Origin of the sequence: Paracidovorax sp. MALMAid1276 (assembly GCF_049198005.1) — a bacterium.
Classification (GTDB): Bacteria; Pseudomonadota; Gammaproteobacteria; order Burkholderiales; family Burkholderiaceae_C; genus Acidovorax.
Genome location: NZ_JBMIRS010000121.1, coordinates 1 through 21303, shown reverse-complemented (window position 1 = coordinate 21303; position 21303 = coordinate 1). Strand labels below are relative to the sequence as shown.

General features: G+C 58.4%; 17 protein-coding genes and 3 pseudogenes. 3 read left to right on the top strand and 17 right to left on the bottom strand.

Annotation, left to right across the window (positions count from 1 at the left end):
• Positions 1–383: 383 nt before the first annotated feature.
• Both ACOQFS_RS08575 and ACOQFS_RS08570 read left to right on the top strand, forming a co-directional pair.
• Positions 384–863 carry a hypothetical protein gene (locus ACOQFS_RS08575; RefSeq protein WP_421562474.1) on the top strand — a complete coding sequence of 160 codons (480 nt, stop codon included), beginning with the start codon at positions 384–386 and terminating at the stop codon, positions 861–863.
• A gap of 134 nt (positions 864–997) precedes the next feature.
• A complete protein-coding gene (locus tag ACOQFS_RS08570) occupies positions 998–3409 on the top strand; it encodes a tyrosine-type recombinase/integrase (RefSeq protein WP_421562473.1) in 2412 nt (803 codons plus the stop codon).
• 67 nt (positions 3410–3476) lie between these two features.
• Here ACOQFS_RS08570 and ACOQFS_RS08565 read toward each other — a convergent pair whose 3' ends face one another.
• The 9 genes and pseudogenes from ACOQFS_RS08565 to ACOQFS_RS08525 form a co-directional block, all read right to left on the bottom strand.
• On the bottom strand, positions 3477–4982 hold the full coding sequence (locus tag ACOQFS_RS08565) for a hypothetical protein (RefSeq protein ID WP_421562472.1): 1506 nt from the start codon (positions 4980–4982) through the stop codon (positions 3477–3479).
• A 208-nt stretch (positions 4983–5190) separates the two neighbouring features.
• Positions 5191–6225: a hypothetical protein gene (locus tag ACOQFS_RS08560; RefSeq protein WP_421562471.1), complete on the bottom strand. Its 1035-nt coding sequence runs from the start codon at positions 6223–6225 to the stop codon at positions 5191–5193.
• A gap of 428 nt (positions 6226–6653) precedes the next feature.
• A pseudogene (locus ACOQFS_RS08555) lies at positions 6654–7132 on the bottom strand (IS3 family transposase); the annotation flags it as partial.
• Between the two features lie 243 nt (positions 7133–7375).
• A complete protein-coding gene (locus tag ACOQFS_RS08550; protein WP_421562470.1) occupies positions 7376–8914 on the bottom strand; it encodes an IS3 family transposase in 1539 nt (512 codons plus the stop codon).
• A gap of 70 nt (positions 8915–8984) precedes the next feature.
• Positions 8985–9326, bottom strand: a pseudogene (locus ACOQFS_RS08545) (transposase); the annotation flags it as partial.
• Between the two features lie 57 nt (positions 9327–9383).
• Positions 9384–9941, bottom strand: coding sequence for a hypothetical protein (locus ACOQFS_RS08540; protein ID WP_066788631.1), 558 nt, complete (start codon positions 9939–9941; stop codon positions 9384–9386).
• Positions 9938–11827 (bottom strand): site-specific integrase, encoded by a 1890-nt coding sequence (locus tag ACOQFS_RS08535; RefSeq protein ID WP_421562469.1) that lies wholly within the window; start codon positions 11825–11827, stop codon positions 9938–9940. Before ACOQFS_RS08535 ends, ACOQFS_RS08540 begins: the two co-directional genes overlap by 4 nt.
• A 403-nt stretch (positions 11828–12230) precedes the next feature.
• Entirely contained in the window at positions 12231–14318 is a 2088-nt protein-coding gene (locus ACOQFS_RS08530; protein ID WP_156445283.1) for a hypothetical protein, read from the bottom strand.
• Complete coding sequence (locus ACOQFS_RS08525; RefSeq protein WP_156445284.1) at positions 14315–15094, bottom strand: site-specific integrase; 780 nt, start codon at positions 15092–15094, stop codon at positions 14315–14317. Before ACOQFS_RS08525 ends, ACOQFS_RS08530 begins: the two co-directional genes overlap by 4 nt.
• A gap of 617 nt (positions 15095–15711) precedes the next feature.
• Here ACOQFS_RS08525 and ACOQFS_RS08520 point away from each other — a divergent pair.
• A pseudogene (locus tag ACOQFS_RS08520) lies at positions 15712–16111 on the top strand (MFS transporter); the annotation flags it as partial.
• A 278-nt stretch (positions 16112–16389) separates the two neighbouring features.
• On the opposite strand, the gene ACOQFS_RS08515 reads toward ACOQFS_RS08520, so the two are convergent.
• From ACOQFS_RS08515 to ACOQFS_RS08480, 8 genes are all read right to left on the bottom strand, one after another.
• On the bottom strand, positions 16390–16827 hold the full coding sequence (locus ACOQFS_RS08515) for a hypothetical protein (protein WP_421562468.1): 438 nt from the start codon (positions 16825–16827) through the stop codon (positions 16390–16392).
• A complete protein-coding gene (locus tag ACOQFS_RS08510) occupies positions 16796–17395 on the bottom strand; it encodes a transcriptional regulator (RefSeq protein WP_421562467.1) in 600 nt (199 codons plus the stop codon). Before ACOQFS_RS08510 ends, ACOQFS_RS08515 begins: the two co-directional genes overlap by 32 nt.
• A gap of 117 nt (positions 17396–17512) precedes the next feature.
• A complete protein-coding gene (locus ACOQFS_RS08505) occupies positions 17513–17818 on the bottom strand; it encodes a hypothetical protein (protein ID WP_421562466.1) in 306 nt (101 codons plus the stop codon).
• Between the two features lie 247 nt (positions 17819–18065).
• Complete coding sequence (locus ACOQFS_RS08500) at positions 18066–18533, bottom strand: STY0301 family protein (protein WP_421562465.1); 468 nt, start codon at positions 18531–18533, stop codon at positions 18066–18068.
• Positions 18534–18538: 5 nt separating this feature from the next.
• Entirely contained in the window at positions 18539–18919 is a 381-nt protein-coding gene (locus ACOQFS_RS08495) for a BPSL0067 family protein (RefSeq protein ID WP_421562464.1), read from the bottom strand.
• A 159-nt stretch (positions 18920–19078) separates the two neighbouring features.
• Positions 19079–19837, bottom strand: a complete 759-nt coding sequence (locus ACOQFS_RS08490; protein WP_421562463.1) for a tyrosine-protein phosphatase — start codon at positions 19835–19837, stop codon at positions 19079–19081.
• A 161-nt stretch (positions 19838–19998) separates the two neighbouring features.
• Positions 19999–20352, bottom strand: a complete 354-nt coding sequence (locus ACOQFS_RS08485) for a DUF4124 domain-containing protein (protein WP_421562462.1) — start codon at positions 20350–20352, stop codon at positions 19999–20001.
• Positions 20353–20422: 70 nt separating this feature from the next.
• Complete coding sequence (locus ACOQFS_RS08480; protein ID WP_421562461.1) at positions 20423–21025, bottom strand: YbhB/YbcL family Raf kinase inhibitor-like protein; 603 nt, start codon at positions 21023–21025, stop codon at positions 20423–20425.
• Positions 21026–21303 lie beyond the last annotated feature (278 nt).

The following is a 21303-nucleotide window of genomic DNA, read 5'->3' as shown; positions in this document are numbered from 1 at the left end:
CTCAGTGCAGGCTCAGGAGCAGATGCCTGTGCAGATGGCGTGTGTACGTGAAACGACGGCAGAACGCATGCGCTTGCTGAGATGCATGGGATATCCGTCTTGCAGAGCTTGCCGGTCTTGGCCGCAGTCTCGGCATCATTGCAGCAATCCCCGGCAACCTGAGCAGATTCATCGACGGAAGCCGTTTGGCCACCAGCGTGATCCATGGGGCAAGGCATTTGGAAGGCATGCGCGCTCACGCTGCCTTGGAAGGCAACGATGAGGCAAAGAAACAAGGCCAAGAAGACGCGCATCATTCCATTCTATCAAACATGGTTTTTCGGCGACATGCTTAACGTGCTTTATTTTCCGAATTCTGAGACGACCCCAAACACGAGCAGCAAGTGCAATACCTGCAGGCCGAGTTGCGCACCGCGAACGAGGCTTTGGCAGCGAAGCGGCAGGAATCCATTCACACTCTTCAAGAGAATGCGCGCCTGCTGGGAGAGCTGTCTCGCGCCCAGGGGGATCTGCGCCTGGCCCAGGAAGAGATGCGGAGCCTGCGGCCGCTAAAGGATGAGCTGGGGTTTGCTCAAAGGCGCACCGAGGAGCTGGGCAGACGCCTGGTGGAACAGGATGCAGTCGTTCAGCAGCTCCGCAGTTCGAACGAGCAGCTACAGGTCAATTTTAATGAACTGCTTGCCACCAAACAGCAGTTGGAATTGGGGTTGGCAACGGCTAGGTCATCGGTCACGGCTCAAGAGCAGGTTGTTGCCAGCATGCTGGAGCGGCTCAGTTCAATGACTGCGAGTGCAGATCGGGCGACGAGTAACTCAGATGAAGGGACGAGCAGACCAGCCGCGAGGGAAGAAAAAACCCAATAGAGACACTAACTTAAGCTCGTTTCTGCGGTTTTTTACATGAATCCCTGCCGACCCTCTCTTTCGCTTAGTTGTACCTTTTGGCCCGGTGCTGGACCCGCTGGCCAACGTTCAAGACAATCGGTTTTTTTAAAGTCATGGCCCACTCTACGCCCGAAATTCCTGCAGGTCAATCGCCCGCCGACACCGGCCCCATTGACGGCCCCGGAAATCTCGCGGTCGCGGATTTTGACGGTGGCCAGCCGCTGGAGCCCGCGCAACCCGTCAAGACAGCGCGGCGGCGCGGTCGGCCACCCGGTTCGCGCACCAAGATTGCCCACGACAGCAGCGCCACGGCCGATGAGTTTGCCATGCTGCGGGCGGTTGCCCAAGGGGTGGATCTCACGGTCGCCGCCCGCCAGTACATGCTCTGGCCAGGCCGCGCGCCCGAGCGCCCAGCGCTGATCAAGAGATACCAGGAGCTTTTGGACCGGATCGAGGCTGCAGCCAACGGCATAGCGCAGTCGCACGAGGCCCGCGCTATGGTGAGGGTTCTCAGGGACCACCAGACCATTGTGCTGGAGGCACCGCGGATTCCGGCCAGTGAGCCAGGTGCCCAGCCATCGGCCCCTGCAGCGCAGTCCGTTGCCGAGCCGGTGGCAGTCCAGGCGCCCCAGCCGCCGACGCTGGAGGAGTTTGCGGCGCAGTTTGACGAAGGCATGTTTTCTGAAGCGGAGCTGATCGAGCGGTACCAGGAGGCGCTGCAGGAAGCAGAAGCTGCCGCCCAAGCCGCCCAAGCCCCACTTCCCGCCCTCACCCCTCCCGTGGCCACGGCTTCACCGGCACAGGCAGAGATCACCTTGGCCAACGTGCCGACAGTGATCCCGGTCGAGCCGGTGCAGGATCTGGAGCAGGCCCGAAGCGCGGCCGAGCGCATGAAGGACGTGCTGCACGCGATCAACTGGCTGGATGAACATCTGGGCACCAAGCCCGAGCGCGCCCATCGCGTGGAGCAGTGGGTGATCATGTCGGCCGCCCAGATGCAGGCCCTGCGCAAAGCAGGTGTGATCACGCTGGGGAACCTGGTGGACTGGATGTCGCTGCAAGGCGCCACCTGGTACGACGCCCTGCCTGGCTATGGGGTCAAGCGGGCGGACAACCTGTTGGCGTGGATTCTGCGCTGGAACCTGGCGCCCGCTGAAGGTCTGTCCCAGCTCCCCGCCCTGGTCGCCGCCAACGCCACCTGCACCGAAGTGCAGGTTTCGGATGAAAACGCCCTGCAGCCGCTGACCTCGATGAAGTGGCCAGCCGATCTGATGGGAACCAAGGGCACGTTTCGCAAGCACGGGGTCAACACGATGAGTGCCACCAACGACCTGGAGGCCGTGAGGGGGTGGTTTCTCAAGATCCAGGACCTGTCGCCATTCACCCAGGAGGCGTACCAGCGGTCCATCGAGCGCTTGATCCTCTGGTCCGTCCATGAGCGCAAGAAGGCGCTCTCTTCATTGGATGAGGCCGACTTCTTTGCCTTCAAAGATTTCTTGATCAACCCACCCCCTCACTGGGTCCAAGCAGACAAAGGCTCGCCCAAGAAAAAGACCACGGGCTGGAGGCCACTGCGCGGGCCCCTCAATTCTGTGAGCCTGAATGTGACGTTCGCCGCAGTGCGCAAGATGTACACGCACTGGAAAGAATCGGGATACATCGACGGCAACGCTGCACAGGCCGTCCACGGCAAAAAGCGCGAGGAAGAGACGTTGGACGTGTTCCGCTCGTTCACCAAAGCCGACCTGGAGGTGGTGGGGAACACGTTTGCAGAACTGCCCGATGGTGCTCCCAAGCGGCGGCTGCGCGCCCTGTTCCGGCTCCTCGAAAACGCGGGTCTTCGCCGTGCGGAGGTGGCGCAGGCCCGGTGGTCTCATGTACAGACCGACCGAGCGCTGGAACCTGGTTCTGAAGCGCGCGTGCTGCAGGTGCTGGGCAAGGGCAAGCGCAAACGCCAAGTGCCCTTGAACGCAGAGACCATGGAGGCGTTGCGCGAGCACCGCAGGGATCGTGAGGAGCTACTGAGCCAGGGCAGGCTGAAATACTTCTCTCACGTCAGGCCCGAGCACGAGCCGCTGATCGGAGTGTTGGATGACCGGTGGATCTGGGCGAAAGACAAGAAGCTGAAAAAGGAACGGGACGAGAAAGCCCTGGCATCACAGGTCAAAGCGCTGCCGACGATTGAGATCGAGGGCATATCCGTGGCGGGCCAGCTCAAGTACACCGTCAACGAGAACGGCGCCTTGTCCGCCCACATGCTGTATCAGATCCTCAAAGGATTCTTTGCGATGTGCTCTGCCACCGCTGGTGAGAAACCGGGCGAGGGCAAGGGGCCCTTCAGGCGGGCCTCCACCCACTGGCTTCGCCACACCTACGCGCACAAGGCGCTGAAGTCGTCGGAAGGAGACCTCAGCGTGGTGCAAGGGCTGCTGGGACACAAGAACATCAACACCACCGCCATCTATGTGAAAGCCGACATGTCCGAGCGGATAAGGGTGGCAGAAAAGCTCAAATCGAGTGTCTGAGGTCGGTGGACGCGACAACGCTCAACGCGTGCGGCAAGCCCCAGGGCAGCACTGATCGACGGAGCCTTCAAGCTGGGGTGGCCTGCGCAAAATGGCCGGGGGGCAGCACCATCCATTTCACGCCCAGCTTCGTGGCGAGTTCCTCCAGGGCAGCTGGGAGCTGCTTTTGCACCACCAGCACCGCCCTGACTTGGATCTCTGTGCCCGCAGGTTCGTGGATGAACGCCTGAGCGCGCATGACGGCCAGGTACTTCACGCACTGGTAGACGCCACGTTCCAGGTCATCGTCTGCCGACCGGATGGACTTGACCTCGACGCCGACCCATGATGCCTGCGTACGGAAAAATACGTCCAGGCGATCACCCGACAGGAGCGGGTACTCCGTCTCTGCGAGGAGCGTGTTTTTCAGGCCGAACAGTTCCGGCCTGGCCAAGACATTGAGGCGCAGCTGCTTGTGCTCCTCGGACTCGCCGCCACCCCAGCCGTAGCGTTTGTCTTTGCCGTTGGCTGAATCGGGGTCTGCCGGCGTTGCTGCGGAGCCAAGGCCCACACTTTCGAGGACCTGGAGCCATCGATCACCGTAGGCGAGGATGCGGTCGAATTCATCGCGCACCTTGGCCCGCTTTTCAGCCGGTGTCAGCGCCTCGAATCCGGGCCAGTAGTCCTTGACGCCATCGCTGGGCAAACCGGCAGTGGCCCCCGATTTGGCGACCACAATGGAGGTGATGTGAGGGGGGCGAAGCTCCTCAGGCCAATCTCGCGTGCCCGCCTCCACCAAGCGTGTCACTTCACCCAGGACTTTGCCCATCCCCTGAGCAAAGGCATTTCCATCGGCCTTGATCCGACCCAGCATCGTCGCCAGGTCGGAGTAGGTGAGAGGCACGATGATGCCATCGGTCTGCCTGCGGATGTGCTCTACAAGATAGGGCAGCACGATGCGCGCGGCCAGCGCATTGCCGCGAAGCTCCGCAGCGTTGTCGGTCCCTGTAGCAGGCGCAAGCAAAGGGTTCCAGTCGGCACCGGGCACATTGCCAGTGGCCTCCACCAGTTCGAAGAGAGTCGCCGTATTGAGTGCATCAACGTCCGGGCTCTTCCAAAGGTCCCGAAGCTTCTTTTCCAGGCCCAGACGCTCCCGTGGATCATCGGCGGCGCGTCCGAACTGAGGCTTGAGGATAGAGACGTGATCGAGGTTGATGTGCTTCACATGGCGGGTCATGTGGGCGGGATCGTCCCCAGACGCCACCGCGCGGAAGCCAAAGACTGGCACGCGCAACTTCAACGCCTCGTCTATGGCGGCTTCCGCTTCGCGACCCCGCTTGACCGCCCCACCCTTCCACCTTGTTGATTTCCCGCCGAGCATAACGAAGCTGCGGGTCCGGTTGTTGGTGGGATCGACGACTTTGGCGATCTGGTCTTCCCAGACCGTGCAAACCAGAGCTTTCCGATCCGCCGTGAAGGCGACCCACGGTGTGTCGTTGCGAGCATTCCCAGAGCCCCTGGCGTGGGTGTCGATTCCGCACGTCGCCTTCCAGAACTCGTGTGTGTTGCGCGTTACCCTCTCTCTTGCACTCACTCAAGCCTCCCGATCAATGCCAAGTCCAGGCCATGGCCTGCGAACCACGGTGGTGATCCTAAGTCGAAATTGACTGGGCCCCGAGGACGAAGGGATAGTCCAGGTGGAGCCAGCGTTTCCAGGATGACTGAATGCCGAGATCGGGCGTTTTGCCCGTGCTCAGGGTGAAGACCCGTGGTTGAGCCCCAGCGGGTCACCCCGAGAGCAGCTATGCATAGGCTGGGCGCAGCGGTTCGTCGTCCTTTCGGCTGGACGCGCGCGCGAGTTCCAGGCGCGGTCCATCCGGCAAATGCTGGCGCAAATGCACGAGCCCCCGGACGTTCTTGAGACCGGCGCGAAGTGCCACTTCCGGCTGGGGCATGCCAGACAGCATCCATTGCACCAGTCTGGTGTTCCTGACGATCTGTGGCCCAGCGCGAACCGGGTCACCCTGTCCAGCGGCCCGACTGGCGGCAAGCAGGTGCGCGCGCACCAGCACCAGCAGGTTTTCGTCGGTCATCGGTTTGCCAGTCTGCGAGCTGAAAAGAGCTGGCGTCATCGCGTGTTTGCCAGCCGTCGCGCGCACCTGCAGCCACGATGCCACGGCCGAACGCACGTCATCCGACACGACCATCGTGCGCAGTTGGTTGACGCCACCCGAAGTGATGCGGATCGAGGCACCCTTCCCTCCCCTGCTGTCCACGAAGGATTCGTGCGAGAGCGCGCGGACTTCCGCCGAGGTCAACCCCAGCTCAAAAAGGACCAGCAAGAGCGCGCGGTTGCGGATGTCGCTGGCCTTCAGATTCAAGGCTTCACCCGAGTCTTCCCGAAGCATCTTGATGGACTGCTCCCAGACCACAGGTGAAAGGATGGCCCCCTTCGGATCTTCGGAAGGAGGCTTTTCTTTTTCGGCAATTGCCGCTGCTGGATTTGCTGCAACCAGCCCACGTTCCATGGCGTAGTCATACACCCGTTCCAGCAGGCGCCAGTACCGGCGTTCGGTGATATCGCTGATCTTGACGCCACTCCCGCGCACTTTGATCCCACCCTTCAGATAACGCTTGACCAGCACAGGGTCAGCATCAGTCCAGTGAATCCACCTGGGGTTTTTAGGGTCCCCTCCGGTTGTCAGGAATTTGGTCCAGGAGGTCCAAAAGTACCTGTAGAAATCAAAGTCGTTGATGGCCCGCTGGTCATCATTCGAACAATGTTCTAGCCATTGCTCAAAAAACTCATCAGCGCTCAATTCAAAATTGGAATTCATGATCAACTGAATTGTCGTGAATTATTGTGCTGTGAGCATTGCGTGAACACGACAGAGGGGGCACCCTCTGCTGCATCAGTGCTTCGGGCAAGAGCGATATCTGACCTGTAAGATTGCACGCAATTGCGACTGTGATGCAATGCCCCTATTGTGTTCATTGCATTTGAAATAGTTGTATATGTCTACAATGGTTGACATATTTAATGCGCTTAATGGCTGATACATGTAATCCAAACTTTTTTGTTTCATGTGCAACGCGAAAAACCCGGAGAGAGTGCTGAACAAATTTTTAAAAACTGACCATAGTTTCAAAGCTCGGTTCGTCGCAGATCTAGCGGCCTAAACAGAGTCTCGAAATATGTTGATGCTGTTTCGATCAGCGAGCGTTGAATCGCCCCGGCATTCCTGGAGCCGTTGAGCCGTTGGGAATGTCGCTGTTCGAACTCTACAGGGGATGGTCCTGCCGCCGATGAATGACGGCGCTGTGAGTTGGAGAACATTTCTATGTAGTTGAACACGTCCGTTCTCGCATCATCGCGGGTTGCATGACCCGCCTGCGGATGCGTTCGCGCTTGAGCAGTTGGAAGAAGCTCTCGGCCACAGCGTTGTCGTGGCAGTTGCCACGCCGGCTCATGCTGCTGACTAGGTTGTGGTCGCGCAGAAAGGTCTGCCACTCGTGGCCGGTGAACTGACAGCCTTGATCGGAATGAACTATGACAGGTGCACGCGGCTGGCGGCGCCATAGCGCCATCAGCAGTGCATCGAGGACCAGGCTCGTGTCAATGCGGCTGCCCATGGACCAGCCCACTACCTGGCGTGAGAACAGATCGACCACAACCGCCAGGTACAGCCAGCCTTCGTGGGTTCGGATATAGGTGATGTCAGTGACCCAGGACGGGGTGATCTCACTTTCGGTGCAAAACACCCGGTTAGGAGTCAAGGGTAATCCCTATGTTGTTGTCAGATGAACCCATGTCGCCTCCCCTTCTCGGTGTATTTCAAGGAAGGCCTTGCAGATGAGCTACAGGTTACGAACCGACAGCGTGCGCCTAGCCCCGAGCGGCTACCATTGAGCAGAATGCTGTTGATTTCCACGCAGAAGTGACCCACTAGCCCCCAGGAGGGGGTGCGGATAAAAACTTGGACTGGTTTATGCCGCAAGTCCAAGGCTCACCCGGTATTCGATGGGGCTGAGAGAGCCAAGAGAGATCTTGATCCGCTTCTCGTTGTACCAGCGGATGTAGTCGTCGACCACCTCAATGAACTGCTCGATGGTGACGTTCTTCCAGTCGCGAGGATAGAACAGTTCGTTCTTGATGCGACCGAAGAAGCCCTCGCACGCCGCGTTGTCAGGCGAGCATGCCTTGCGGGACATGGAGCGGGTGAGGTTGGCCTCGCTCATTCTCGATAGCCAACCAGGCCAACGGTAGTGCCCTCCGCGGTCGGAATGGACCACGGGTCGGTCGGCTGTTTCCGCCACCGTCTCTATGGCGGCATCCAGCATGGTGTTGACCAGTTCAGCGTCTGGGCTCGTGCCAATGGTCCAGCTCACCACCATCCCGTCGAAGCAATCGATGATCGGCGACAGGTAGACCTTACCCGCCGGTATCTGGAACTCCGTGATGTCGGTGAGCCATTTCTCGTTGGGGGCTGCAGCCTGGAAGTCACGGTTGATGATGTTCTCTGGTGCCGGGCTGATCTCGCCCAGGTAAGACGCATACCGTCGCCTCTTGGGTTTTGCAACGACCAGGCTCTCTTGCTTCATCAGCCGCTGTATCACCTTCTCGGAGATCGGGCCTTGCTCTCTGGCCAGTGAGGCTTGCAGCCTGCGGTAGCCATAGCAGCGGTGATTGGACTCGAAGATCTCGGTGATGGACTGGCGCACCCTCACGTACTTGTCTCCGATTGCCGCGCGGGCCCGATGGTAGAAGTACGAGCTACGCGCAAGACTCAACTGTGCAAGGAGCTCTGGCAGGCCATAGTGCTCCCTGAGGGCGTCAATCAGCAGTGTCTTCTCCCGGTTGGACAGGAGCTGCAGATCGACGCCCAGGCCTTTTTTTAACAGTTCATTGGCCTTGTTCAAGAGGTCCTGCTCAAGGCGCAGTTGCCTGACTTCGTGGCGCAGTATCTCAACTTGGCGCTCGAGCTCTTCACGCTCTTGCGCCTGCGGTGATCGATCGGTGTGTTTCATTGATGCGGGTGCCTCACGCCCCAGAAGCTGGTTCTTCCAGTTGTACAACGTTGGCCGGCACACGCCGAGCCTGTCGGCAACAGCCTGTGCACTTTCCTGCCGGGTGCAAAGCTCCATCACTCCCGCGTGCTTCAAGCTATCGGGATATCTTCGCTGGCCCACACTGCCGACAAGGGCCATCCTGGCTTCAGGGAATGCCTCGCGGACCCACTTGGTTAGCGTTCCACGCCCTGGATAGCCCAGCGCCCTCATGGTGGCAGCGATGCATCGATCATGTGTGAGGTAGTGCTCGATGGCCGCTGCCTTCTGGCCCTGCGAGAACTTCGGCTGCCGACGGGCATATCCCAGCGGCAGGTCGAGCCGCTGCTGATACTCGCGGTACCACCCCTTCAATGCATTCTTGGTTGGGTAACCCAGCTGACGGATGGTCGGGCTGGTGCGTTTGCCGAGCTTGATGTAGAGCTCAACGGCTCGGATTCGGTCTTCGTAGGAATACATGAACTACCTTCTAGTAGTCCAAGTTTTCGTCCGCACCCCCGGTGGGTCAGCTTTGCGTGGAAATCAACAGTTCGTGCTTGCCGACGATCTGCGGCTCGAAGCTGCCTTCGCGGTCACGGGGCACGTCTATGTGCAGTGCACCGGCATCGGTGAGAACGGTCTTGGCGCTCTTGCCATTGCGGTGATTGGCCGGCGTTCCTTCGGGTTTGGCCTGGCCGGGCACATAGCCCAAGTGGTGGCTCATCTCGGCGCCAAGCGCACGCTCCAGCACCGCCTTCTTGAACTGCTGAAAGATGTTCTCAAGCTCGGCCGGCGTCACCGGTCCGGGAATCAATTGTTCAAGCGCTGCGGCCGAGAACTGCGGCTGCGCCGCCTTGTGCGCTACTGCGCTCGTCTTCGTCTTGCGTGGCATTCATGCTCCTTGTCGACATGCTATGCCTCACACACAAAGTTTATGACAGGCCCGCGATTACTCGTTCTTTACGGCTCTCCGGGGAAACTCAGCCACATTCCCTTTTTTCAGCTGGTTGATCTTCCGTCGGAGCTCATCGTTCTCGGCCAATAGTTGCTGCACTCTCTCTTCAGCCTCCGCGCGCAAACGACGTGCCTCTTGCCAGTCGAGCTCACTGATGCGATAGGCCGTCAGTAAATCACCGTACAACTCTCGCCATTCCGAAACTCGCTGAGCAGCCCCTCTCTTCGCCTCACGCCTTGAACCGGCCTCAACCCCCTTTATGTTCAGTAGCCAAGGGTCCACGACCCTACTTTTAAACGTGTCCTTGTAGCTGGCTGCGAAGAGCGTTTTTGGCCCAATACCTGACCGGCGCACAAGCTCATTGAGATTCAATGCTCCACCATTCGAAGGATACAAGCCTTGGTTCGCTTTGATTTCCTGTTCGATAGTTCGCATGGCCTCAGTGACCTTCACCACAACCGCATCGCGACGCCGCTCGCCTTGCGCAACAGCGCTAGCTCGAATCTGGTCTTTCGCTGCATCCGAAAACTTCGAAGATGCTTTCTTTTTCATGCTTCGCATAGTCTTTCCGAACCGCATACGATTTGGACTCGAGGATCTTCCCGCCACTTCTGCTCTAGATCCGCAAAACGACCCAGATGCATTCGAACCTGGCCTGCCCAATACTCGGCAATAAGTTCCTTCCCACTCTTGGTCTCGAACTCCCAGTGCTCCAGTGCCTGCGAAATGCAGCGATCAACATCATTTCGCAACCAGGCCTGCTCAAGTCGGTAATCGCACGAGGTTTGGCAGTTGGCTGGATCTGCATGCCCGCGCTTTTTGTTACAAGGGCCAAACTGCGTCAATGCCTTTGTACACAATACTCCCGGTCGGACGAGATTCCATGTTGTCCCCCCCAGCGTCAGCACCTCCGCCAAGTCCCTAATGTCTTTAGCTCCCCAGTCCTTTGCGCTCTGGTGTAGCTGTTGGCCGTGCTCAGCAACTGCACGGCGAATCGTTGCAGCCGCCTTTCCACCATAGCCATCTCTCGACAAGCTGCCGCTTTGCGGCGGCTCAATCTCTGACGTTCCAGCATCGTCGCTTAGCAGGAAGCTCGACAAGTCATCGGCACAGCGGATGACTCGGAGCTCACGCACTATCTCATCAATCTCCTCGGAAAGAGCTACATCGGTCAAGATGTAATAAATAGTCATCTCAATGTGCTCATGTCCAAAGACATCCTGCAAGATTTTTGGCGCTTGGACGATCGCGAGTGCCACAAGTCGAGCCAGCGATTTTCTCAACCTGTGAGGCCGAAGGCCTTGCCCGCCTGGTCTGGCGTCCAGGCACAGCGCAGCTGAGTAGTCTCTTAGAAGTGCTTGTAATATCTGGGCCGTTGCCGGCTGATTTCGCTTTCCCCAGCATGACCAGAGATTTGTTCCTGCTGGTACTTCCGATGGGCCAACAAATGGGCGTATGTGGCTCAAGGGTGACAAGCGCTCCAACAAAGATATGAGTTGGGCTTGCTGCAAAATCGCACTCTCAGCAAACTTTGGAAGCGGCCAATCGCGTAATTGCCCGTCATGGCGACGCACAAGCTTAAATGTGCGGCCATTTGCGAATGCGGTGCCATTGGGCGCATGGTGGATAGCACCGCGTTCCATGGTCAACAGTTCCCCAATACGAGTTCCAGTAGATAAACCCACAACAAAAAGGTGTGCCCCTTGCAGCACCTTAGCTAAGCCGAAAAGTTGGGCGGCGCCCCGAGGCGGCCATATCTCGGTTCGCTTCTTTTCATTGACGCAATATTGTTCTTGCTCGTGCGGCAGCGTGACCTTTGATGGAGGCACCTTCTTGCTATGTGCCCCTCTCTGGCTCAGGTTGAGCTCAAAGGGCAGTTGGTCAATTGGCTGCCCGTGAGCGTCTATCCAGACTTGCGCCTTAAGGGCTGCGGCACATCGTTCGCTCAAAGTACGAACGTCTAACTTGAGATCATGTGCCTCCTGCCAAAGGTCCTGAAAATCCGATAGGACGCGTAGGATGTTTGGGCCTAGATGCTCAATAATCCAATGCGATCTCTGCCCGATCTCGCACAAGTAGTTGTCTGGTAACGGTAGATGCGGCGCTCGTAGGATTTCTGGCTGAGTAGCTTCTGCTTTGCCTGATACTCGTGTCGATTTCTTTATGTCTACTCCGCTATGTGGAGCATCCATCCATAGGCCACGAGTGGAAGCTGCATGCATCCGTTTCATCTCTGCGAACACAACCTGCTTTGTTGAAGCTGAGAGCGGCATTGCGTTCACATCGTCCTTGGAGACAGACGCAAAGATCAAGGGTAGAAAACGCAATTTCTCTTCTTCGGGCATCGGTTTGCGGCCTTCGCCGACACCTGCCATCGCCTTGCTGATACCAACCGCAGCAAGAAATGGAATGCTCTGGTGTGCGTTTTGCGCTATCACAGATGGGTCTAAACTATTGCGTCCATTGCCTAAATGGACAGGACCGATGCGGCAGAGCACAAAGTATCGATTGCAAGCTAGAACCGCTCGGTCTAACAGGTCTTCCAGAAGTGACTTAGATTCACAATCGTTCAGCGTTGAGTGCATCAAGGACCTCAACTCACTAGGCAAGTTCGCTACCAAGCGTTCTTTTATACGAACTTCCCATGAGGACCTAGAGCCACTGGGGAACCATTCCCGCGGAGTCGACCAAGTTGTCCACTCTTCGCCGTGTCCGAGCAGCGACTTCAAGCGTTGTAGTTCGGCTTGACTCATGTGCTGAATACTTTCGGCAGCGTGCTGCGCAAGCACGTGGCTTGACTTCGCTTCGAAAGCCTTAAATGCTTCCTCCTGGACAACACGTTTAGCCATACGAAGAACTATTTTTTATCGAATCACCGTTGAACTCAGGAACGCGGTGCTCACCTTCTTCAATCCGCTGCACCCACTTGCTGAGCGCAGATTCAACAGCACTCGGATGGAAACCCAGTAAAGCTGTTTCCGTGTTCTCCATCTCGGTCTGCCAGGAGATCTCCTCACCTCGGTAGAAATGCTCAATCGGCGTTTGCGTGCGGAGGGCCCTCAGTTCGGCCAGTCGCATTGCGAGCCCGTCCAGCGATTCTGGCGCTATCACCGCATTTTCTAAGCACAAAGTGCATCGCTGCACTGTGCACAGTGTTCGTCCGTTAGGCTTGAATTGGGGGTCTAGGCGTGCGGGCGGACTGGTTGGATCCTTGCAACTGACCCCTATCCTGCTCTTCTTCAGTTTCCGGTACTCTGCAAGACGCAAATGTTGCTCGGGGGTGATTTGCTCTCGTTCGATGATTTGTCGCAGAACTGTGTGGTCAAGTTGTCCGGAGGAGAAACACATGTTCCACATCTCGTCGGTGTAGGCTACAAAGGTGCGAGCGCTTTCCGCATTGACAATTTTGTTGTCAAGATATCTTGCGGTCGTGAAGGGCGAGCGATGGCCAAGCGCCTTTTGAACCGCTAGGACCGACCCCCCTGAAATGCGATACACGTACTCAGCGAAGATATCTCGAAAGTCACTGGCGTTCACCCTGGGGATTGGCGCCTCATTGGGAGTGCGGTGCTCGTTTACGCGCTCAACAATAATGCGCAGAATGGGAGTGTTCCGTTCATACTTATCGTAGGTCTCGGCATTGAGCGCTTCGATAGAACCTTTTGCCCTATAAAGCCAAATACTCCTTGATTTGCGCTGAAGCTCTAGAACCACGATACGAGCTTCTGTGACGGACGCGACGTCAGCATGCGTAGCTATCAGCTCGCTGAGGGTTATTTCCGCGACACGGAGACTCCGAACAAGCTCTTGCCGCAAAGGCCAAGTCCTTTCGACAAGTGTACGAATAACCTTCCCTGGAGAGCGGTCTGTTTTCCAGTCACCATGCATTATTTGGTCGGATACGCTTCTCGCTTTGTAGCCTGTAATGATGTAACGGCTTGCATCCCTCGGATGATTACGAAGAAAGGGCATGCACTCAGGAATGGATGTGTCGGCGTCCACCGGTAGATCGAGAAGCGTTTGGACATTCCAGCCCCCACCTATTAGTGCGAGGTGAAAACCCATCTTGATTTCAAAGGCTGTCGGAAAGAAAGCTGCAAACATCGTTTCGATTGCCAATCCATCCCGCCACAATGTTCGACCGGATCTCCCCGTTTTGTGCTCCCAATGTTTCTTGATTGCCTCCGTGGTGATAGTTCCCGATGCAAATAAAGGGCCTGCAAACTCTGCATTGAGCAGTAAATTCGCTTGCCCTTCACTTGCGGGCGCGCGATTTCCCGCGAGCATGTCATCTACTAGATTCCATCGATCGATTGCCTTAAACCACTCCCGCTTGATGCAAGTGAAAACGGCGCGCGACTGCGCCGGCGTTGGTATCTCTCGCGATGGTTTAAGCGATTCAGGTCCGTTCCAAGCAAGCGGACTCATACCTTTGGCACGGCGCGTCATATCCGCAATCGATCTGAACGCAGAAAATGTTCCAGGGGAGAATCGCTGCACAGCCAATTGTTGGTGCAGATGCGTGAGATCCGTGACGCTCTTCGTGGGTGCAAAGACTAACTCAGGGGTATTGGTCGTTGTCTCCATCTCGTCAAACAGGCGCCACCAGAGCTTCAGATCTGCAACGCATCCTCTGCAAGTCTTCTCGCTTGCCCACATTAGTTTTTCTTGGATCGCAGGCAGCAATTCATGAATCAGTGACGGGCGCCCACTGTAGCTACCTAGCCACCGATCTTCTAGACCAGGCTTCTTAGGTCTTTCCTGGCCTACCTCTAGGTCGGTAAGATCAACAAGGAAGGGCTTGGTAGCATGTTGAGTCCAGAACTTTAGTGGGCTTCCCGTATGTTGGAGGTATCCCCGCGAATCAACGAGTGCAAGTTCCGCAAGTCGTGGCGTTTGATGATCCTTAGAAACCTTGCGAAGGGTCACGACTCATCCTCCGATTCGTCAAGCATCGCGGCTTGATAGCGTTCTGGCAGGGCTTCGCCGAGTTGATCGCTGACCCACTGAACATACAGCCTGGTCGTGTCACTGCTGATGTGACCAAGCTGCGGAACTATCTTCAGTTGAATTAACTCCGTTAGCAAAATAGCTGTCAGCGTGCCTTGCCCCTCGCACGTCAACTCTTGATGCTTTCGCCCGGCGCCAATTTCTTGCATTAGGGTTGAACAGGACCACCAATGCCTGCCTAGGTGTGGCGACCACTCTTTGTAGGGAAGTTTTCCAGATTTCCACGCGTTGTAGAAGCCCGAGACAGATTGCCGCACACCTTCCGGGTTCAGGAAAAGATGGACAGAGTTGTCCAGCCTTTCGCGCTGAGCTTTAAGACCACGAGCTTGTGCGACCCATTTTTGAAGCAGTCGAGGGCGCACGCGAGTGCGATAAGTATGTAGCTTCTCAGCTAAATGAAGTGGGATCTTGATCGTTCGCTTCGGGCCAATCTTGTCGCCATGGTCATGTCCGTAGTCGCGACCTTTCGTGCCATAACGGAGGCTCACCGCCACCATTTGATGTTTGATGTCAGCCGTCGGATTCACGATTAGCCAGTCTGCTGGATCGACGGGAAGCGTATCAACACGCCAGGACGCAACTTCCTGTCGCCGAACCGCAGTCATCAGTACCGTTTCGCACATGAGCCCGAAAGTACGTCCCTTTTCAACGTAAATCGACTCCAGCCAACTATCCACCTCGAAATCGGTTGGCATTCGAAGCTCACTCGGTGCCTCTCTAACTCTACCCTTCCGAACTTGGTGAGTCCGCAAACGAGGGTCTCCTGTTGCACTTGCCCTCTGTGAGCGCAATGACCGGGTGACAAGTGGAACCACAACGGGCGGGCGCTTCCCTTTTGCAGCCATCCATTCAACGAAGTCCGTAGCCACGTCGACATACCGATTTACCGTCTTGGGACTCAATGGTCGTCCCGTCGATCCCCAAAGGCCTGCAACCAACTCAGTTTGGTAGTCACCATTGATGTGATCCACATAGTTGGCATTCATGGGGTTAACGCCCCGCGTTTCGCACCACTCAAGGAAGTTGCAAAGCCAACTGGCGTAGTTCCGAATGCTTTTTTCAGATGGGCGATTTCCCACTTCTCCTGGGCGCGACGGGTTCCACGTTCCCAGACCCCGTTCAACAAGGTACTCAGAGCCGTCCCTGTGGATTCCAGGGCGAGAGTCAAGGATGAAGGGGAGACGTGCGACTCGACCAAACCCAGCTTTCTCCAGTTCAGCGGATCTCGGTTCGACCACTTTGAAGTTGTATTTCCCCATGGCTATTTCTGATGTGGTTTAGATAGAAGTACTAAAAATTGAGTACTACTATAAAGGTGCACATCGTGGCCTATTGCACCGACCTGGGTTTTGGCGCGGCGCACGGGGCCGAAATGCTGTCGCTGATGCTGGCGTGCGGCATCGTCAGCCGCCTGGTGTCGGGCGTGATCTGCGACCGCATTGGTGGCGTGCGCACGTTGCTGCTGGGCTCGGCGCTGCAGGGCGTGGGGCTTGCGCTGTTTTTGCCATTTTGCAGTGATCATGGCCACGCTGATCGGCATGGCGCTGGGGGGCTGGATGTCGGGCTGGATCTTTGACCTGACGGGCAGCTACCGCGCAGCGTTTTCGAACGGCATGGTGTGGAATCTGCTGAACCTGTCGATCGTGGGTTGGCTGTCTTGGCGCGAGTTGCGCAGGCGCTACTCAGGGCGGGGCGTTCGTGCGTGCTGCTGACTGCGTGCTGCTGACTGCGTGTCAGTGTCTTGCAGCAGTTATTTACATCAATTTGCCTGACTATGTACATGCCTCAGATGCCTGCCCCCATCCGTTCGGGCTGAGCTTGTCGAAGCCAGGGCGCCCTTTGCCAGCAGCCCTTCGACAGGCTAAGGGCGAACGGGTCTGTCTGAGATAGGTACCTAATCAGGTCAATTTGGCCTGTAGCGCTTTATTTGCAAGTGCCAACAGCTATCAATTCAGGAGCAAATTCACCAGGATTTTGCAGACCTGCCGTGTCAAATCTTGCCTAGCCCAGTCAGCGCCCGCACATCGGCAATGAGCTGTGCAGCCAGTGTGACCATCTCGGCAATGGTGGATTCCTCGACCTCCAGGTAGCCTTCGTACTCAGCGAGGTTGCGCTTTTGGTGGGCGGCGTCCAGCACCCGCCAGCGCGCGGGCGACCAGTTCACGGTGTGGGCCAGGCACTGGAATACGGTAAACCGGTTTTCGCTGCGGTAGCCATGCCAGCGCAACGCCGCGAGTGCGGCGACATGGGCCGCGTTGTAAGCGCTGGTGAAGCGGCCTTCTTGCGACACATGGGCCAGTTGCGCGTCGACCCAGCGGGTTTGGGCCATGGCCAGCATGCGCCGCACTTCTGCGTCGTTGCGCGGCTCGGCCTTGAGCTGGCCGATGCGCACCAAGTTATCCAGCGCGTCGGGGTTCGGCGAGCCCATTCATGTCTCCGATCAGTGCCAGGGTGGGGCGCGACAGCACGCGGTTGACGAACGAGTCAGGCTCGGCCCGACGCTTGAGAAATTCTTGTTCGGAGTACATGGTGGGATTGATCTTGCGGCCCCACTGTTGCTCCAGGGGCTCCAGTCGCTCCAGCACTTCGCCCAAGGTGATGCCATTGCCAACCAGCATCACATCCACATCACTCTTGACGGTGTCAGTGTGCGAAGCCACCGAACCGAACACACACGCGGCCAACAAGCGTGGGACTAGTGTGGTCAATGCGTCGCTCAATGCGGGCACCAACCCCAACGTCTTGTGCGTGAGGGATACCAGTTCACTAAAAATAGGGCTATCGGCATTGGCCTGGAAGCTGCGCAGATTTCCCACACGTTCTGACACCAGCAAACCGGCCTCGGTCAATCGATTGAGTTCGCTTTGTACCGACGCGCTTCCCAACCCGGTCAGGCGGCGCAACTCACTGAGGTGAAAGCTGCGCGTCGGTTGACCAAACAGCCAGGCGAACAGCCGAGCTTGGCGGTCAGTGAGAAACGCGGAGGCGACAGACATTGCCAAATTTTAGCATGATCGTGCCAAACTTTGGCTTGATAGAGAAGTCAATTTCCATGGATTTCTGTCATCCACAGCGTGCACGATGAACCTCATTAAATGGCATTACTCGTGCTGCTACTTAATCCGAATTCCTTCAATATATTCCTCGCAAAGATACGGATCGCGAATTCTATGTCGGATACCACAATACTCCAAGAATTGGATTTTTCTCGCATGATCAAGTGAATCAAAAGAATCGCGATCGAGCGTATATTGCGCAGGATTCTTAAAAATCAATTGAAAAGTTGGCTTCGCCTTTATAAACAGATTCCATCCACTCCCCACTTCATGATCCCCAACGTAGCGATCAAGCCCCAAGAAAAGCCATGCACCCAAAAACAAAGCAATACCAATGAGAAGAAAGGTAAATTTCTTTGCCATATCAAGATTTTGCAAATCTAAATATGGCACGCGCCTGCTCTGCGATGGTCATTCCGTAAATTCATGGGCATGCTCTGCTACTGCCCGCAGCTTGCAACTCATATAGCGGTTGAGAGCACTGTTGAAATGCTGATTTGCAGACACTTGTCACAAAAGCTCGAATCCACAAAACGGCCTGTAGGGGATTTCTCAGAAATCTCGAAGGGCCGCCGCTTTTGAAGTCGCTGGTAGGCGTTTGAACAGCCTGCTACCCCGCCGGCCCTCCGTGGCAGCTCCATCGTTGAAGCACCGGTGGCGAGCTGTTCATGTCGTGCTCGGCAACACAAGACGCAATGCTTTTGTCGAGCGGCCTGGTCACGATGGCCGATGTCCCGGCATATTCACAAGCCACCCAGTAAACGCGGTCGGTCGGAGCGAACTGCCACCGCGAGGTGAGCGTCTTGCCTTTGCGCTGCGTGCTGCTGGGCGCTAGTTGGGCCATCTCCTCCGGTGGCCCCGCGTAGAAGGAAATATTGGCAAGAGGATGGGTGTCGTTGCTGCTGCGGGTTTGCCAATCTGAAGCAAGGGCGGGCAAGGGCGTCTGTTGGACCTGGATCGATGGTGGGCAAGCGATTGCCTTGGGGGACGCTGCGTTGCCTGGGGCCTCTTGCGCGATGGCGGCGCCGCTCGCGCTCAAAACAATCAGTAAAAGACTCAGGCCAAATTTAATCGTCATACCGATTACTCCACCACCGAAAAAGCGTCGCCATTGTTGCTGGGGTCCACATACTTCCCCGTTTTGTCCTTTCCGAGAAACATCAAGCGACGCAAGCGGATCGTGCCGCTGCCGGACCATTGATCGACAACCGTGACTCCCGATGCATCCTGGGACACATACAACGCCGCATGATTGCCACTGCCTTGGTTGGGGTACTTTCCGTGGACGAACGTTGCGATGGCAGTCCCCTTTTTGAGCAACATGTTGCCTTTCACAGACGCCCCTTCTCTCCAGAGCGATGCGGCAGGCGCTTTGGCGTAGTGCTTCACAAGTGCAACGCAGTGGTGTGTGCCCACGAGCGGTTGCTTGGCCAAGGACTCTGGGTTGTCGTAGATGTATGACATTCGTTTGCTGGCAAAGCGGCACAACACACCTGTCGGGGCTTGTTCAGGCGTTTGGGGCGACCGAATTCTAGGAATGCCGCATAGCCGCAAAACGTGACAGTGGAAACCACTTGTGCGCAGACTTTGGCGACCTTTGCACGCCTTTGACCTGAACGTGTCTTACTCTGCCTGCAGATACCGCCCCGCCAGCTCCTTCTGCGCCGCCGCATCCACCCCCAACACGTCCACCAGATACGCCTGCACGTCGCCAAAGTCGTTGTCGACCATGTGCAGCGCCGCATCCAGAAACTCCTGCTGCACGCGCCACAGCACTGCCAGCACCTCCTCCGGGGCGTGGCTGCCCATGCCGGCGGGGCGGCGGTAGAGGCTGTTGGTGAGCAGGTAGTCGTCCATCACCACGTCGCGTGGCACGCCCAGGGCCATCAGGATGAGGGCGGCGGCAAAACCGGTGCGGTCCTTGCCCGCGGTGCAGTGGAACACCATGGGCGCGTCGCTGGCCAGCAGCAGGCGGAACAGCTCGGCAAACCGCGGGGCGTTGTCGTGCACAAAGCCACGGTAGGTGTCCTGCATCAGGCCCACGGCGTCTTGCGCGGTGAGCTGGCGGCCGGTGCGCTGCAGCTCCAGCGCACGCTGCACCACGGTGGGCTCGATGTGCAGCGGGTGGTAGGCCACGCCGGGCAGGGCATAGGCATGGGCGGCGCTTTCGGCCTTGCCGCGAAAGTCCACCGCGCGCACCACGCCCAGCTCGGCCAGCAGGGCCTGGTCCTGGGCCGTGAGTCCGGCCAGGTGGTCAGAGCGGAAGATGCGCCGCCACTTCACCTGCCGCCCGCCGTGGCCGACGTAGCCGCCCAGGTCGCGAAAGTTGGTGGCGCCCGACAGGGGCAGGGAACGGGTGGGGGCGGGTGTAGGGGCGGACATGCGTGACAGAGGGCGGGGTTCGAAGTGCGCCAAGCCTAGCTCAGAAAGTCCGCAGCAGGTGTCGCACGGAGGCACCCTGGGCCGACGGCCAGCGACCACCTGCGGTCACCGGCAGCACGGGCGCGGACGCGGGCCCGCGCTCAGGGTCATCACCCCGCGCACTACGGCGCGCGTGGCAACGATGTCACCGCGCCATCCACCGGCCGTTCGCGGCTGCCCTGGGGGCAGGGCCCGTCGGTGTACGTGGTGCGGCCATCGCCGTGCACGCATTTGCGCGGCTCGGGGGCCAGCGGGGCCGAGGCCCCACCGTGCGGCGCGCGGGCCTGGGCGGCGGGCGGCTGCTTGCCGGGCGGCAGGCTTGCGGGGCCGGGGCGGGTGATGGCGCTGTAGGCGCGCTCGGTCCACGGGCCCAGGTGGGGCAGCCACTGCTCGGCGGTCCACCATGCAGCGGCCGCGGCGGCCAGCACCAGTACGGCCAGGATGGACCAGAGGGCTCGTTCGCGGGGGCTGCGCATGGGGTGGGCCTGTGCTGCGTTGGGTGAGGACCGCCGAGCTTAAAACATCACGCCACACCACCCCGCGCCGTCACGGCTGCTTGCTGCCTTTGGCCGCAGGGCGCCCGTAGCGCGCCGTGAGCGTGGCCTTGCCCAAGCTATGGGCGTTGATCATGTAGCCGGCCAGGGCCGCCGTAGCGTCGGCGGGCAGGTCCAGGCGCGGCACCTTGAGCGCATGCACCGTGAAGATGTAGCGGTGCGGGGCATCGCCTTCGGGCGGGCAGGTGCCGCCCCAGGCGGCCACGCCGTAGTCGATGCGCACATGGCTGGCGCCTGCTGGCAGCTTGGCACCACCGGCCGCCCCCGCGTCGGGCCGCAGCTCCGTCACGCTGGCGGGAATGTTGACCACCGACCAGTGCCACCAGCCCGAGCCGGTGGGCGCGTCAGGGTCGTAGGCGGTGATGGCATAGCTCTGCGTGCCCGCGGGCGCGCCGCTCCAGCGCAGGGCGGGGGACTGGTTGTCACCCGCGCAGCCAAAGCCCTTGAACTCGAAACGCTGGGGCAGCGTGCTGCCTTCGGCAAAGTCGGGGCTGGTGAGGGTGAAGGCCTGGGCCTGGGCGGGGGCGGACAGTGCAAGGCCCAACGAAGCGGCGGCAGCCAGGGCACTGAGGGGGCGCGAAAAACGGAAAGACATCGGAAGGCTCCTTGCGGTAGCGAAGTGAAACAAGGCCTTGATGGTGCGGCGCGCCGCGCCCTGGCGCTGGCCCGGCGGCGTCAAAGGCTGTGCGCGGCGCGTCAGGAAGATGCGCGTTCAAGGCGATGCTGAATAAGTCCCCGCGATGGCGCGTGCACCGGTTTGGGATGGACTGCAAGGTGCAGAGCGCAGCAATAGCCGTAGCTATTGCGAGCATTTGCAACGCGGCAGGCCGCCCAAAGCGGGGATGCGCGGCGCGCGAGGGACTTGTTCAGCGT